Origin of the sequence: Lacrimispora sanguinis (genome assembly GCF_044987295.1) — a bacterium.
Lineage (GTDB): Bacteria > Bacillota > Clostridia > Lachnospirales > Lachnospiraceae > Lacrimispora > Lacrimispora celerecrescens_B.
Genome location: NZ_CP173277.1, coordinates 831,315 through 846,788, shown reverse-complemented (window position 1 = coordinate 846,788; position 15,474 = coordinate 831,315). Strand labels below are relative to the sequence as shown.

Here is a 15,474-nt window from a genome sequence, read left to right as displayed (position 1 = left end):
GGTGACAGAAATGTCTAAATACGACAGTTATTTTTTGATGAAAGCAGAAGAGGTATCGGATTACGTTCAGGAGAAGCTCTCCTATTTTGATGCGGATGCCAGGCTGGAATGTAAGGAGATCGGAGACGGGAACTTAAATTACGTATTCCGTGTAAAGGATCTTGCAAACGGGAAAACCATCATTGTAAAGCAGGCAGGAGAAGCGCTTCGTATTTCAGCAGAAATGCATGTTTCCACCGACCGCGGAAGAATTGAAGCAAAGATTCTTGGGATCCAGGATTCTTATGCACCGGGACTGGTTCCAAAGGTTTACTTATATGACGGAACCATGTGTGCCATGGTTATGGAGGATATGATCGGTCATACCATGATGCGAACCGGTCTGTTAAAGCATGAGATTTATCCCAAATTTGCGGATCATGTGACCACTTTTATGGTTCATTCCCTTCTGCGCACAACGGATATTGTCCTGGGACACAAAGAGAAAAAAGAGCTGGTTAAAAGCTTTATTAATCCGGACTTATGTGAGATTTCAGAGGACTTAGTATACAGCGAGCCCTTTATTGATTACAACAACAGGAACAATGTATTTCCGCCCAATGCGGATTTTGTTAAGAAGGAACTGTACGAGGATCAGGCCTTGCATCTGGAAGCTGCCAAGTTAAAATTTGAGTTCATGAACAATGCCCAGTCTCTGATCCATGGGGATTTACATACTGGCTCTGTATTTATCAATAAAGAGCACACTTACATCTTTGATCCGGAATTCGCCTTTTTCGGGCCCATGGGCTATGATATCGGCAACGTCATTGCAAATATGTTTTTTGCATGGTGCAACGGCGACGCTTCCATAGAAGACGAAGGGGAAAAAGAAGAGTTCTGCGGCTGGTGCTTAAGGACCATTTCCGATATTGTGGACTTATTCATTGAAAAATACAACAAGGTTTTTGACGAATACGTAACGGAAACCATGGCAAAAGTCCCGGGATTTAAAGAGTGGTATTTAGAAGGCATCCTTTCCGACACTGCAGGTGTGGCAGGACTTGAATCCATCCGCCGTACCGTTGGAATGGCGAATGTGATTGATATCACTACAATTCCTGATGAGGAAAAACGGGCCAGGGCCGAAAAGATCGTCATTACGCTTGCAAAGAATTATATTATGAACCGTCGCAGCTTCCGGAGCGGAGCGGATTATTTAAATGCAATAAAAGAGGCAATAGGAACGTTTGAAAGCCGGTAATGCGGGATTGAAAGCCGGTAACAAGAAAGGGATAACAAATGAGCGAAGAAACAAAAAAATCCATCATGGACTATGATACTGTTGCCCTTGATGAAGAGAATCATGCCCTGGTAATCATAGACCAGACGCAGCTTCCGTATCATACGGAAATCCTTTCCCTGACAAAACAGGAGGATATCTGGAATGCAATCTATCTTCTTCAGGTAAGAGGGGCGCCTGCCATCGGTGTGGCGGCAGCCATTGGCATCTATCTGGCTGCGAGAGAGATAGGAGCAGATGGTTTTGATGATTTTTATGCAGAATTTCAAAAGGCAAAGGACTATCTTGATTCCGCACGCCCCACTGCCGTCAATTTGTCATGGGCACTTAAACGGATGGAACAGGTGGTTTTAGAAAACAAAGAGAAAACCGTCCCTGAGATCGTTGAGCTTCTCCATAAAGAGGCAATTGAGATCCGGGAAGAAGATATCTGGGTCTGCAAGATGATCGGGGAATATGGCCTGTCTCTTGTAAAACCGGGTGACGGCCTTCTGACCCACTGCAATGCCGGGCAGCTGGCGACGGTAAAATACGGTACTGCAACGGCTCCCATGTACTTAGGACACGAAAGAGGCTATAACTTCCGCATCTTTTCAGACGAGACAAGACCTCTTCTTCAGGGAGCGAGACTGACCTCTTTCGAATTAAAGGAGTCAGGTCTTGATGTCACAGTGATTTGTGACAACATGTCGGCGACCGTCATGAGAAATGGCTGGGTTGATGCCGTATTTGTAGGCTGTGACCGGGTGGCTGCCAACGGAGATACTGCAAATAAGATCGGAACCTCCATGGTGGCTCTTGCAGCCAAACGCTATGGTGTGCCTATGTATATCTGCGCCCCAACCTCCACCATTGATCTGAACACTTTTACCGGTAAGGAGATCCACATTGAGGAACGTCCGGCAGAGGAAGTAGTGGAAATGTGGTATAAAAAACGGATGGCACCGGAAGGTGTAAAGGTATTCAATCCGGCATTTGATGTGACTGATCATGATTTAATCGCAGGGATCGTAACGGAATACGGGATCGCCAGAGCACCCTATACAGAATCATTAAAAGAAATATTTAAGAAGAAGGAAGAGGCCCTGAAAGCAAAGAAAATGTAAGTGATTGCCGGCTGAACCTGGCAAATGAAAAGAGGATGTCTCATAGGAACTGAGACATCCTCTTGCCAAAATCAGATCATGCTTCCGCAGCTTCAAGAAGCTCTACGTTGTTCTTTAAAAGATATTCTCTCCATTGTTCATTCATCTGCTTGTCGGTGACCAGCCCTTTGATGGTTTCGAAGCCGGATATCCGGATGAATGAGGTTTTATCGAATTTGGAGTGATCGGCGATCAGATACACATGATTGCTCCGGGTCATCAGTGTCTGGCGTATGGCAGCAATGGCTTCGTTGGAATCGGTGATCCCGTGTTCCATGGAAACGCTTCTGCAGGACATAAAGGTTTTGTCTAAGTAAAAGGATTCTAAGTTCCGGATCGCAGTAGTACCTACAAAGGCTTTGTCCCGGGGCGTATAAGAGCCTCCGATGGAGATGAGGCGGATGTCCTCTTTGTCATAAAGTTCATTGATGATCAGCAGGGAATTTGTCACCACGGTGAGGCGCATCCCCTGGAGAGATTTTGCCAGCTGCAGGGCCGTGGTAGAGGCATCTAAGAAAATAGAGTCACCGTTGTGGATGACTGACAGGCATTTTTTTGCGATGATCTGTTTGCTTTCCATATATGCGGTTTCCCGGATCGTTAATTCTACATTATTCTCAACCCCGTCTTGAATGAATGCACCGCCGTATGTTCTGGTCAGGAATCCGTCATCCTCCAATTGCTTTAAATCCCGCCGAATGGTTTCTTCGGTCACGGAAAAGATCTTGGAAAGTTCGGTCACCGTAACACTTTTCTTTTCTAAAATAATATCTTTGATCTTGGCTTTCCTTGTCACTGCTAACATAGGCATGTTCCTTTCTTTCTGGCAATAAAAGTTAATTAAAATAAAATGCAATATAAAACCATAAAAATCATGTGGCATATATGTATATTGTATAATTATTTTGTTTAAATGTAAAGAAGAAATAGCTGAAATAAAAATAAAACAGTAAAAACAGAAATAAAACAACATAAAACATTGACAAACAGACACAAAAATGGTAAAAATACAGTATAAAAGATGAAAGTTCGGACAGAAAGAACACGTAGTTGTTTGGACTTTGGAGGTAAAGATATGATGACAGTTCAAGGCGTAAAGTACATGTCTGATTTTGAAGCCAAAAAGGCAATTTTGGATATCGGCAGACGTATGTACGAAAAAGGCTTTGTAGCCTCGAATGATGGAAACATCAGCTGTAAGGTAGGGCCAAACACCATCTGGACGACGCCAACCGGGGTATCAAAAGGTTTTATGACTCAGGATATGCTGGTGAAAATGGATTTAAACGGAAAAGTGCTGATGGGAAGATGGAAGCCCTCCTCGGAAGTAAAAATGCATTTAAGGGTTTATAAGGAAAATCCGGATGTACTGGCAGTTACCCACGCCCATCCTTTGGTGGCGACCAGCTTTGCCATTGCCGGGATCAGTCTGGATGCCGCAATCCTTACGGAAGCGGTGCTGGGGCTTGGGTCTATCCCGGTTGCAAAATATGCCACACCGGGTACTGACGAAGTTCCTAATTCCATTGCACCCTTTGTGAATACTCACAATGGCGTGCTTCTTGCAAACCACGGAGCGCTGACTTGGGGAAAAGATATTTACCAGGCGTTTTACCGGCTGGAATCCATTGAATATTATGCGACTATATTGATGTATACCGGCAATATCATCGGACGCCAGAATCTGCTTTCCTGCGATCAGGTAAATAAGCTGCTGGATATCCGTCATAAGCTTGGTATCACGGCAGGCGGGATTCCCCCGTGTTCTGCAGAAGAAACGAATATGAAGGATGTGGTCACGATAGCAGATGTCCGTCCGGCAGAGCAGATAGGAAAAGGGACGTCACTAAAAGGGGTAACATCCATTGTAAGGCCGGGAGAGAGCTTGCCAGCCTCCGGCTGCGGCTGTACCGGTGTGGCGCAGAAGACCTTGACCATAGAGGATCAGAAGCCTGTGGAGGCCGAAGCGTTAGGAAAGGCAAAAAAGGAAATCATAGCCGAAGTAGTGAGAAGAGTGATAGAGCAGCTAAACTAGGAGGCAATCATGGAAATTGGGGCAAAAGAGATAGAACTGATTGTAAAGGAAGTGCTTGCAGGCATTGAAAATAAAATTACAAAGCCTATAAATATTCCTTCCCAAAGTGAGAACGGGGTATTTGAACGGGTGGAGGATGCCATCCAGGCGGCCTACATAGCCCAACGTGAGTGGGCACAGCGTTACCGGGTAGAAGACAGGCGAAGAATCATTGAAGCCATACGTCTGGCCGCAAAAAGCCACGCAAAAACCCTTGCAAAAATGGTTTGGGAAGAAACCGGAATGGGGCGTTTTGAGGATAAGATCCAGAAGCACATGGCTGTTATTGATAAAACTCCTGGCGTGGAATGTCTGACCACAGATGCCATTTCAGGTGATGAAGGGTTAATGATAGAGGAATATGCTCCTTTTGGAGTGATCGGAGCGATTACACCCTCTACCAATCCCACAGAAACCATAATTAATAATACCATCAGTATGATAGCTGGAGGAAATTCTGTTGTGTTTAATGTCCATCCGGGGGCAAAAAGATGTTGTGCCTATTGTCTGAAGCTTCTTCATCAGACCATTGTGGAAAACGGAGGTCCGGCAAATTTAATCACCATGCAGAAAGAGCCGACCATGGAGGCAGTGAGCAAAATGACGGCTGATCCCAGAATCCGCCTCATGGTTGGAACTGGAGGAATGCCCATGGTTAATGCCCTGCTTCGCTCCGGAAAGAAGACTATCGGAGCTGGTGCGGGAAACCCGCCGGTCATTGTAGACGATACGGCTGATATAGATCTTGCGGCAAAAGAGATTTACCGTGGAGCTTCTTTTGATAACAACATTTTGTGCCTGGCGGAAAAGGAAGTTTTTGTCATGGAACGTGTTGCTGATGAACTGGTAAATAAGCTGGTAAAGGAAGGCGCGTACCTGCTTAATTCCACGGAGTTAAATGAAATTCTTAAATTTGCCATGATTGAACGAGACGGCAGCTATGAAGTGAATAAACAATGGGTCGGAAAGGATGCGGCTCTGTTTTTAGAAGCTATAGGGGTCTCCGGACACAAGGATGTCCGTCTTCTGATCTGTGAGACAGACAGAAGCCATCCCTTTGTGATGGTAGAGCAGCTGATGCCCATACTTCCCATTGTACGTTTGAGGACTTTTGAGGAATGTGTGGAGTGCGCAGTAGCGGCAGAATCGGGCAATCGCCATACGGCATCCATGTTCTCCAGAAATGTTGAGAACATGACGAAGTTTGGAAAAGTGATTGAAACAACCATTTTTACGAAGAACGGCTCAACCTTAAAAGGGGTAGGGATCGGCGGAGAGGGCCATACGACCATGACGATCGCAGGTCCTACCGGAGAAGGCCTTACCTGTGCAAGAAGCTTTACCAGAAGACGGAGGTGTATGCTGGCAGAAGGAGGCCTGCGGATCATCTAGAGAGGGGAAGGTACATATGGCAATCGGCTTTTTGGAGTGTGCAGGATATGGTGCTGTTCTTTATGCCATGGATAAGGCCTGTAAAGCGGCAAATATTCGGATCATCGGTATTGACACCATCAATCCAAAAGATACGTCCGCATTCATTCCCCTTACGGTTCAGGTGAAATTTGAAGGCGGAATTGATGATGTGAAAGAGGCCTGTGAAACGGCAGAACGGGCAGCTCTTAAATTTAACAGTCCGAATGAGGTTCTAACAGAGATTATAGAAAACCCATATGAGGGAACAAAAGCGTTGTCTCATATAACAAAAGTATCTTTAGAGGAAAAAAACATTATAAATTTCAGGAGGTAGCAAGATATGGCATCCACATCAATTGGGTTAGTTGAAACAAGGGGTTTAACAGCATCCATCGAAGCAGCAGATGCAATGTTAAAGGCGGCGGACGTTGAGCTTGTGGGAACCGAGAAAATCGGCTCTGGTCTGGTAACCGTCATTGTAACCGGAGAAGTAGGCGCGGTAAAGGCAGCTACGGAAGCAGGAGAGGCGGCAGCGTCCAGAATTGGTGAGTTGGTAGCAGTCCATGTGATCCCCAGGCCGCATCAGGACATTGACAAAATTTTGCCAAGGATCAAATAGACATCAGCAAAGGTGGGCGTCATGAAAACAAACCGAAACGCCATAGGGGTTTTAGAAATCAATTATTATGCCAATACCGTTGTGGTGGTAGACCAGGCCTTAAAGGCAGCTGAAGTGGAAATCGTAAGCTGTCATAAGAAACTGGGGGGAAGGATGTGCCACACGGTATTAGCGGGTGAGACTTCGGCGGTTCGTGCCGCCGTGGAGGCGGCCAGAGATGCGGGACGGATCGTGGGAGATGGCAATGTAAAAGTATCCATATCCATTGAAAACCCTCATCCGGAGGTGCTCAAGCTTTTAAATATGATAGATAAGCATGAAAACGAGAAGGTATCTGTAAAACCTGAGGAAGAACAACACAAACTTAAGGAGGAAAAGTAAATGGCAGAGACAGCAGTAAAAAAGGGAATGTTAGCATTAGGGATGATTGAGACAAGGGGCCTTACCGCATCCATCGAGGCGGCAGATGCCATGTTAAAAGCAGCGGACGTTGAAATGGTTGGAACTGAGAAAATCGGCTCCGGTTTGGTATCAGTTATGGTTCAGGGAGATGTTGGAGCTGTTAAGGCTGCAGTGGAAGCAGGAGAGGAAGCAGCATCCAGAGTGGGAGAGGTAGTAGCAGTTCATGTGATCCCAAGACCACATAATTCCATAGGCGGAATCCTTCCGTTCCTTAAATAATAAGAACAGGAAAGTGCTTAAGGGCGGAGGCTTACAATGGAAAACAGGGAAGAACTGATTCAGAAGGTAACCGCACTGGTCCTGGATAACTGGAAGAGGCTTAGCACACAGCCTTACCAGGTTCCCGTAGGAATCTCAGCAAGGCATGTGCATCTTTCTAAGGAACATGTGGAAATACTTTTCGGAGCCGGCTATCGGCTGACTCCCATGAAGGCATTAAGCCAACCGGGGCAGTTTGCCTGTGAAGAGCAGGTTGCCGTCTCCGGCCCAGCCGGAACACTTCCTAAGGTTCGGATTCTTGGACCGGAGAGAAAACAAAGCCAGGTGGAGATGGCCTCCGGTGACTGCAGGATCCTGGGAATACAGCCGGCCGTAAGATCGTCAGGAGATTTAAAGGGAACTCCCGGGGTAATGCTCAAAGGACCAAAGGGAGAGATCCTGCTGACAGAGGGCGTTATTATCGCAGACCGTCATATCCATATGACACCGGAAGATGCCAAATGGTTCGGGGTATCGGATCGGGACAGGGTAAGCGTTGCGGTCGATGGGCCAAAGGGCGGTTTACTCGGTCATGTGCTTATTCGTGTTACTCATGACAGCAGGCTGGATTTCCATGTGGACACAGATGATGCCAATGCATTCCAGTTAAAGCAGGGGCAGTGGGTAACCATTAGAAAGGAAGAGGCTAGGTGATATTAGGAACAATAATGGGAACTGTGGTTTCCACGAGAAAATGCAGGAACCTGGTTGGGTTCAAGCTTCTTTTGGTAGAACCTTTTTATGGGGATAAAAAGGATATTTTTGTGGCGGCCGATACCATTGGTGCAGGGATTGGAGAACTGGTATTGGTAACCACGGATAATACGACTCAATATGCGCTGGACCGTTCGGCACCGATTGATGCCTACATTGTGGGCATTGTAGATGCACCGCCGCAGCCGGGAAGGTAAGGTTTATTGTAATAGGAGAGGTTTAGCTTATGGAACAGGAAACGCTTAAGGTTTTGGCAGTGGCTGATCCGGCGGTGGAAGGTTATCTGGATAAAGAACTGGGGGTTTTAGACGGATATGGAGGAATGGTGGATTTTCATATCGTGCCCTGGGCGGATTACTATCCAATGATGATGAAAGCTTTTGCCGGGGAGGCAGATTATGACATTGTCATGGTTGCAGGCCATTTATGGCTTCGTGACTTTGTAGAAAAAGGATACCTTTCGGAACTGGAACTTAAGGAAGAGGACATCCTTCCGGTTATTGCAGAAGAAATGAAGTACAAGGGAAAGGCCTATCTATCTCCCTCTTTCTGTGACGGACATATGATTCTCTACCGTAAAAGCCTGCTTAATCAGGTGCTTGGTAAGGAGCTTGGAAGCGTCATCACTCCCCAGGAATACATAGAGGCGGCTAAAGCCTACAAGGCGGCCTGCGGGGAACAGGCTGTGGCCATGAAGGCAGATAAGTCCGAGATATTTACCGATGCCCTTCCCTTCCTTCGCATGTACGGGGGAGATGCTTATGATCCCGATGGATCTGCGGCCTGCGGAAAGGAAGATGTGATCAAGGGGCTTCAGTCTTACGTGGAACTGAACGCCTGTGCAGTTGATGGTACAGAATGCTTCGGCAACGGGGAAATTGCAGAAGAGATCCGGCAAAAAAGAGCAGCGATGGCGGTTACCTGGAGCGGCCAGATGGGAGAAGTCTTTAAGGAAGGCTGTCTGGAACCAGAAGATCTGGGATTTTCCACGTTTTCTACGGCCTGGAATGTAACCTGGTCCTTTGGAATCTGTGCAAGCTGCAGGAAAAAAGAAGCTGCAGAGGAATTTCTTTCCTACCTTCGGTCGCCTGAGGTGGATCAGAAGGTGGGGAGAAAGAGCGGTGCTCCAATAAGAAGAGGAAGCTATCTGGAAGGGGCCGGTGATTGCCCCTGGTTTCCGGTGCAGCAGAAGATGATGGAACTTGCAAAGCCACTTCCCAATCTGTCAAAGGCAGGGGAGAAAAACGGAGTCCTTTATGAGAAAATTTTTGAGGCGTTTTCCGGAATAAAGACAGCAGAAGAAGCCATGAAGGAAGCCGGGCAAATGATAAATGGCATGACTGAACGGTAACGATTGATCAGGGAGAAAACATGAAGATTATTATAATTGGAGGAGTAGCGGCAGGAATGAGTGCCGCCTCCAAGATCAGCAGGGTCGACCCGGACGCGATAATAACGGTCTATGAAAAGGGAGGTTTTCTCTCTTATGGAGCGTGCGGACTTCCCTACTATGTGGGAGACTATAACGATGATTACCGCAAAATGATCGCCCGTTCACAAGAGACCTTTACCAAGATGGGCATAGAAACCTTCCTCCGCCACGAAGTACTATCCGTTGACGTGGAAAAGAAAGAGGTCCTTGTAAAAAATCTGGAAACCGGTCAGGAATTTACGGATTCCTACGATAAATTGATGATAGCGGTGGGAGCATCGGCTGTGGTTCCCCCCTTTCCGGGCAAGGAGCTTATGGGAGTCCATGTATTAAAATCCATGGAAGACGGGATCTTTTTAAAGGAATATGTAAAAATGCCGGAAATCCGTAATATCGTCATCGTTGGAGGCGGATATATCGGGGTAGAATGTGCGGAAGCGTTTTTAAACCTTGGAAAGAACGTCCGCATGGTTGAGGCAGCTCCCAGAATTCTTATGCCCTTTGATGAGGAAATCGCTTCCCTGGCCCATGAAGAACTGGTAAAGTCAGGGATCCTTCTTAACACCGGAGAAAAGGTGGAAGGGTTTTATGGAGACGGTCTTTATGTGAAGGGTGTAAAAACAGATAAAGGAACCTATGAGGCGGATTTGGTGATCGTTGCTGTGGGGGTCCGTCCTTGTACCGATTTTTTAAAGAATACAGGAATCTCCATGGGCAAAAACGGCGGTCTCATCGTGGACCGGGAAATGAGAACCTCTATACCGGATGTGTATGCGGCGGGAGACTGTATTCTTGTCTATCATGAAGTTTTAGAGGAAGACAGCTTCTTGGCTCTCGGAACCGTAGCAAACAAATGCGGTAGGATCGTAGGCACCAATATGGCAGGGGGCCATGAATCATTTATAGGCGCCCTTGGGTCTGCTGCAATCAAGGTTTGCGGGCTGGAGCTTGGACGTACGGGAATGGGAGAAGGAGATGCCATACGTCTGGGAAAAGATTATAAGACTTTGATTATCCAGGCAAATGACCATCCGGCGTACTATCCGGATCCAACACCCATCACCATTAAGCTGATCTATGAAAAAGGAACAAAAAGACTGCTTGGCGCACAGACCTGCGGACAAAAGGGGGCTGTTTTACGGGCAGATGTATTTGCTGTGGCAATTCATTGCAAGATGACAACGGCAGAGCTTGGAATGACGGATCTCATATATGCACCTCCCTTTTCCGGTGTTTGGGATGCCATCCAGATTGCCTGCAATGCAGCAAAATAAAGGAGTGCAGGATAGAAAGTGAGGTCAGACCATGAGCAAAATAATGACTTTGCAGGAGGCGGCCGCCCGGATTCATGACGGGGATATCCTGGGTCTTGGCGGCAATGTGCTCCATCGGGCGCCCATGGCAATGGTCAGGGAACTGGTGCGTCAGAATAAAAGGGACTTAAAGCTTGTAAAGACTGCAGGGGCTATGGATGTTGACATGCTTTGCTTCGGAGGCTGCGTTTCCAGCGTAGATGCCGGCTTTATCAGTTATGAAAGCGAATATTCCCTGGCCGGACATTACCGAAAGGCTGTTGAAAGCGGTACTGTAAAAGGTAATGAACATGCCTGTTATACCGTGATCTCCGCGCTCCGGGCAGCCAGTTACGGAGTAGGCTTTATGCCTGTAAAGGGACTTGTGATCAGCGACTTAATAGACGCCAATGATTATTTTATGCGGGTAGAGGATCCGTTTACAAAGGAACCGGTGACAGTGGTAAAGGCCATAAGGCCGGATGTTGCGGTCATCCATGTACAAGAGGCGGATGAAGAAGGGAACGCCAGGATCACGGGTCCATTATTTGAGGATGTTTTATTCTCCAGGGCGGCGAAAAGAATCATCCTGACGGCAGAGAATATTGTCCATGGATCTGCGTTTACCGGCAGTTCTAAAAAAGCTGATATTCCCCATTTTCTGGTGGAAGCAGTTGTCAGGGTTCCCAAAGGGGCTGCACCCTGTTCGTGTCCGGGTTCTTATGATATTGACGGAAAAAATTTAAAGGAATTTAAAGGTCTGAAAGATTTGGGCGGCCTGAATGCCTATTTAAAGGCATTTGAAAAGTCCGATTACAAAGGATAAGGGGGCATGGCATGATGGAAGAAAAATACAGAGTCTGCGATATTATGGTCTGCGCCATGGCCCGCCTCATACCTGACGGCAGCAAGGTGTTTCACGGAGTGTCCTCCCATATGCCCATGATTGCGCTGCTTCTGGCAAAAGCCCTTCATGCGCCGGGGGCGGTGCATTTGAATATTCCGGGCGGAACAGATCCGGATCCGGTGAGGCTTAAAAAGTATACCAGCGCAGGTCCGGAGCTTTTGGAACGAGCAACAGCCTATTTTCCTTTAATGGAAGTATTTGACCTGGCTATGAGGGGAGAACTGGATGTGGCATTCTTAAGCGGAATCCAGTTTGATTCCCGCGGCAATGTCAATGCGTCGGTTATTGGAGATTACAAAAAACCAAAGGTGAGGATGCCGGGAGGAGCAGGCAGTGCCGTTCTCATTCCAACTGCGAAAAGAGCAATTCTTTGGAGAACAAAGCATGACAAGCGAACCTTTGTGAACCAGGTAGATTTTGTAACTACCAGGGGAAATGTAGAGCGGATCATCACCCCTTTATGCATCTTTAAAATGGAACATGGGGAAATGGTTTTAGAAACCATTCACCCGACTTCCAGCTTAGAAGAGGTAGAAGAAAAGACCGGATTTCCTATAAAATACTCCAATATCGCCTATACGCCCCTTCCAACAAAGGAAGAGTTAAGCGCGCTGAAACGGATCGATCCGGGAGATTTCAGAAATATAGAATTCTAAGGAGGCCACTCATGGCACTTGAGAGAATCAATGCAGTAGGAACCAGCTTTTTTGGCCGCGGCTCCATCGGACTGCTGCCGGATGAGCTTAAGAAAAGGGGATTCAAGCGGGGACTTATCGTTACGGACCCCTTCCTGTATAAAAATGGCACCGGAGACAAAGTAGGAGCCTGTCTGTTAAAAGCCGGGGTGGAATACGCCATTTATTATCTGGTTGAACCAAATCCCACCACCATGGTTGTGGGTGACTGCCTGGAGGCTGCAAGGACTTTGGAAGTGGATCTTTTGGTGGCGGTGGGCGGTGGCTCTGCCATAGATACTGCAAAGGCCGTCAGCATAGTGATGGCAAACGGTGGTAGGGTAGAGGATTACGAGGGGGTGGACCGTTCCTTAAATCCGGGAATTCCCATTGTTGCGGTGAATACTACAGCAGGGACCGGTTCTGAGGTCACCTCGTTTTATATCGTGACTGACCCGGTGAGACATTCCAAAATGTGTATGGTGGACCCAAACTGCTTGGTCACCATTGCCGTCAATGACGTGGATTTCATGATGAGTATGCCAAAAGCCCTCACCGCTTCCACGGGAATGGATGCCATGACCCATGCCATTGAAGCGGCTGTGGCAAAGCGGGCAACCCCATATACGGATAAGGATGCCCTTTGGGCAATGGGTGTGATAGGTACATATCTTCCGGAAGCGGTGGCTGACGGAAACAATGAAAAAGCCAGAGAGATGATGGCTTATGCGGAATACAGTGCGGGCATGGCATTTTCCAATGCAGGACTTGGCATGGTGCATGCCATGGCTCATTCCCTTGGAGGACTTATGAATCTGCCTCACGGCATCTGCAATGCGGTTTTGCTGCCTTTTGTTATGGAATTTAACGGGAGTAAGCCGGTAGCTGCAGAACGATATAAAAAGGTGGCTGAGGGACTTAAGCTTCCCGGGGCAGCTGCAATGACAGGGGAACAGGCCGTGAAAGAAACGGTGGCCTGTATCAGGCGGCTGTCAAAAGAGGTTGGGATTACACAGAGTCTCAAAGAGCTTAAAGTAAATCCTGAGGATTTTAGAGCTTTGGCGGAAGTTGCGCTTAAGGATTCCTGTATGGAGGACAATCCTTTTAAACCGACTGTCCAACAGGTCATAGAAGTATATCGGAACGCATATGAATGGCATGACTGAACTGCAATAAATTGTGGGAAGGAGAAGGAATAAATGAAAAAACTGATTAATGTACCGGAAAATTATGTAAATGAAATGCTGGAGGGAATTTATCTTGCTCATCCGGACTATGTTACATACACGGAAGGCGACTTACGCTGCCTGGTCACTTCCAATAAGGTAGAGGGAAAAGTGGGGATTGCAACCGGAGGGGGTTCGGGGCACCTTCCTCTGTTCTTGGGTTATGTAGGAAAAGGAATGTTAGATGGCTGCTCGGTCGGGGATGTTTTCCAGTCTCCCAGCGCAGAGCAGATGCTTCATGTGACGAAAAGCATTGATTCCGGAGCAGGTGTTCTTTATATATACGGCAACTATAACGGGGATATCTTTAATTTTGATATGGCCGCAGAGATGGCGGATATGGAAGAGGATATTCATGTTGAAAGCGTTGTTGCAGGGGAAGATGTGGCATCTCCCAAGGCAGCTCCCGGAGAGAAGAACACCAGAAGAGGCGTAGCCGGTATCTTTTTTGTATATAAGTGCGCCGGAGCAGCTGCTGCAGCCGGGAAGGATTTACAGGAAGTAAAACGGATCGCAGAGAAAGCGGCTGCTAATGTAAGGACCATGGGAGTGGCACTTACCCCTTGTACCGTTCCGAGAGTCGGTCATCCGGGATTTGAGATCGGAGAGGATGAGATGGAAATCGGCATGGGAATCCATGGTGAGTCTGGAATCCGCCGGGGAAAACTAGAAACGGCAGATGAGATCACAGCGGAAATGATGGAGAAAATCCTTGAAGATATTCCATACTGCGCCGGAGATGAGGTTGCGGTTCTGGTAAACGGACTGGGCGCTACTCCTCTTGACGAGCAGTATATTGTTGCAAGAAAGGTCAATCTGATTCTGGAAGAGAAGGGAATTAAGGTACATCGTTATTATGTAGGTGAATATGTAACCTCCATTGAGATGGCAGGCTTATCCATTTCCCTTTTAAAAATGGATGAGGAACTGAAGGGCTATCTGGATGCTCCGGCTGATACACCATTCTTTAAGCAGGGAATTGTCTAAAGATCCGATTGGAGCAGATGACATAAGCGCATACCGTTTGTCACGATTAATTATGCCGCCGGTATCAGCGGCAGAATGGAGGCTGATATGAACCAGCAGGAACTGATAGCCATGCTTGGCAGAATAAGTAAGATCATGGTGGAAAACCGAAACTACTTAATTGAACTGGACAGTGTTGTGGGAGACAGTGATCTGGGACTTACGATGACGGATGGATTCCAGGCGGCTTACGACGCGGTTACAGATGGATCGGAGCCGGACCTGGGCAAGCTATTGTACAAAGCAGGAAAGACCATGGGAAATAAAGTTCCTTCTACCATGGGGACATTGATGGCAGCAGGACTGATGCGCGCCGGAAAGACGCTGAAAGGAAAGACAGAATTGTCCGGCACAGATGTTACTGCCTTGTTTGAAGCTTATGAAGCAGGTGTTGCAGATCTTGGTAAAGCGAATTTAGGGGATAAAACCTTTCTGGATGGATTTCATCCCGGAGTGCAGGTACTAAAAGCTGGAGTGGAAGCCGGAGAGTCCCTTGAGGAAGTCTTTGAGAAAGCAGCATCGGCTGCATGGGAAGGCTTTGAACATACCACGACCATGATAGCCGTTCATGGAAGAGCGGCAACAAGAGGAGAAGCGTCCCGCTCCTTAAAAGATCCCGGGGCTGCTGTAGCGGCACTTATCATGAAGGCGGTTGCAGATAAATAAAAATAAATGACCGGAGCAGACAGAGATGTTTTGCTCCGGTTTCTCAGAATATTTGCGATCAGGACGGAAAAACAAAAGTTTTAAAAATAAAGGGAGCAGATAATAAAAACAACAAGTTTTTTGTAAGAAATAGACGATTATCATGTTAAAAAATTGGAGAAAATGCAGAAAAAATTTAAAATAGTTGCATCAATTTACAAATGGTGTTATATTGTATCTAGTTGAGTACAACTAAATAGCAAAACAGGAAGACGTGTTACTGGTAATGCAGGCAAGATCGGATT

Annotated in this window: 18 protein-coding genes; 17 read left to right on the top strand and 1 reads right to left on the bottom strand. The window is 47.0% G+C overall.

Going from position 1 to position 15,474, the window contains the following annotated elements; translation table 11 throughout:
• The first annotated feature begins 10 nt into the window (after positions 1-10).
• Both mtnK and mtnA read left to right on the top strand, forming a co-directional pair.
• Positions 11-1,243: an S-methyl-5-thioribose kinase gene (gene mtnK, locus ACHZES_RS04050; RefSeq protein ID WP_154524223.1), complete on the top strand. Its 1,233-nt coding sequence runs from the start codon at positions 11-13 to the stop codon at positions 1,241-1,243.
• A gap of 38 nt (positions 1,244-1,281) precedes the next feature.
• Positions 1,282-2,388 carry an S-methyl-5-thioribose-1-phosphate isomerase gene (gene mtnA / locus ACHZES_RS04045; RefSeq protein WP_395547820.1) on the top strand — a complete coding sequence of 369 codons (1,107 nt, stop codon included), beginning with the start codon at positions 1,282-1,284 and terminating at the stop codon, positions 2,386-2,388.
• A 76-nt stretch (positions 2,389-2,464) separates the two neighbouring features.
• Here the strand turns inward: mtnA and ACHZES_RS04040 are convergent, their stop codons facing one another.
• On the bottom strand, positions 2,465-3,232 hold the full coding sequence (locus ACHZES_RS04040; protein WP_038281630.1) for a DeoR/GlpR family DNA-binding transcription regulator: 768 nt from the start codon (positions 3,230-3,232) through the stop codon (positions 2,465-2,467).
• A gap of 270 nt (positions 3,233-3,502) precedes the next feature.
• Between ACHZES_RS04040 and ACHZES_RS04035 the strand changes: the two genes are divergently transcribed.
• The 15 genes from ACHZES_RS04035 to ACHZES_RS03965 all read left to right on the top strand — a co-directional run bounded on the left by ACHZES_RS04035 (position 3,503) and on the right by ACHZES_RS03965 (position 15,190).
• A complete protein-coding gene (locus ACHZES_RS04035; RefSeq protein ID WP_395547821.1) occupies positions 3,503-4,462 on the top strand; it encodes a class II aldolase/adducin family protein in 960 nt (319 codons plus the stop codon).
• Between the two features lie 9 nt (positions 4,463-4,471).
• Positions 4,472-5,893 carry an aldehyde dehydrogenase family protein gene (locus tag ACHZES_RS04030; RefSeq protein ID WP_395547822.1) on the top strand — a complete coding sequence of 474 codons (1,422 nt, stop codon included), beginning with the start codon at positions 4,472-4,474 and terminating at the stop codon, positions 5,891-5,893.
• A 16-nt stretch (positions 5,894-5,909) separates the two neighbouring features.
• The gene (locus ACHZES_RS04025; protein ID WP_038281636.1) at positions 5,910-6,248 is read left to right on the top strand and encodes a BMC domain-containing protein; all 339 of its coding nucleotides are present in this window, start codon (positions 5,910-5,912) and stop codon (positions 6,246-6,248) included.
• Positions 6,249-6,254: 6 nt separating this feature from the next.
• Positions 6,255-6,533 (top strand): BMC domain-containing protein, encoded by a 279-nt coding sequence (locus ACHZES_RS04020; protein WP_038281638.1) that lies wholly within the window; start codon positions 6,255-6,257, stop codon positions 6,531-6,533.
• Between the two features lie 21 nt (positions 6,534-6,554).
• Complete coding sequence (locus ACHZES_RS04015; protein WP_038281640.1) at positions 6,555-6,914, top strand: BMC domain-containing protein; 360 nt, start codon at positions 6,555-6,557, stop codon at positions 6,912-6,914.
• The gene (locus tag ACHZES_RS04010; RefSeq protein ID WP_025232812.1) at positions 6,915-7,214 is read left to right on the top strand and encodes a BMC domain-containing protein; all 300 of its coding nucleotides are present in this window, start codon (positions 6,915-6,917) and stop codon (positions 7,212-7,214) included.
• Positions 7,215-7,250: 36 nt separating this feature from the next.
• Positions 7,251-7,907, top strand: coding sequence for a phosphate propanoyltransferase (locus ACHZES_RS04005; protein WP_395547823.1), 657 nt, complete (start codon positions 7,251-7,253; stop codon positions 7,905-7,907).
• The gene (locus ACHZES_RS04000) at positions 7,904-8,164 is read left to right on the top strand and encodes a EutN/CcmL family microcompartment protein (RefSeq protein WP_089995837.1); all 261 of its coding nucleotides are present in this window, start codon (positions 7,904-7,906) and stop codon (positions 8,162-8,164) included. Before ACHZES_RS04005 ends, ACHZES_RS04000 begins: the two co-directional genes overlap by 4 nt.
• 29 nt (positions 8,165-8,193) lie before the next feature.
• On the top strand, positions 8,194-9,318 hold the full coding sequence (locus ACHZES_RS03995) for an extracellular solute-binding protein (RefSeq protein WP_154524208.1): 1,125 nt from the start codon (positions 8,194-8,196) through the stop codon (positions 9,316-9,318).
• Between the two features lie 20 nt (positions 9,319-9,338).
• The gene (locus ACHZES_RS03990) at positions 9,339-10,673 is read left to right on the top strand and encodes a CoA-disulfide reductase (RefSeq protein WP_395547824.1); all 1,335 of its coding nucleotides are present in this window, start codon (positions 9,339-9,341) and stop codon (positions 10,671-10,673) included.
• Positions 10,674-10,704: 31 nt separating this feature from the next.
• Complete coding sequence (locus ACHZES_RS03985) at positions 10,705-11,517, top strand: CoA transferase subunit A (RefSeq protein WP_038281649.1); 813 nt, start codon at positions 10,705-10,707, stop codon at positions 11,515-11,517.
• 11 nt (positions 11,518-11,528) lie between these two features.
• Entirely contained in the window at positions 11,529-12,254 is a 726-nt protein-coding gene (locus ACHZES_RS03980; RefSeq protein WP_395547826.1) for a CoA-transferase subunit beta, read from the top strand.
• Positions 12,255-12,265: 11 nt separating this feature from the next.
• The gene (locus ACHZES_RS03975; RefSeq protein WP_395547827.1) at positions 12,266-13,438 is read left to right on the top strand and encodes an iron-containing alcohol dehydrogenase; all 1,173 of its coding nucleotides are present in this window, start codon (positions 12,266-12,268) and stop codon (positions 13,436-13,438) included.
• A gap of 33 nt (positions 13,439-13,471) precedes the next feature.
• The gene (locus ACHZES_RS03970; protein WP_395547828.1) at positions 13,472-14,485 is read left to right on the top strand and encodes a dihydroxyacetone kinase subunit DhaK; all 1,014 of its coding nucleotides are present in this window, start codon (positions 13,472-13,474) and stop codon (positions 14,483-14,485) included.
• A gap of 87 nt (positions 14,486-14,572) precedes the next feature.
• Positions 14,573-15,190: a dihydroxyacetone kinase family protein gene (locus tag ACHZES_RS03965; protein ID WP_395547829.1), complete on the top strand. Its 618-nt coding sequence runs from the start codon at positions 14,573-14,575 to the stop codon at positions 15,188-15,190.
• Positions 15,191-15,474 lie beyond the last annotated feature (284 nt).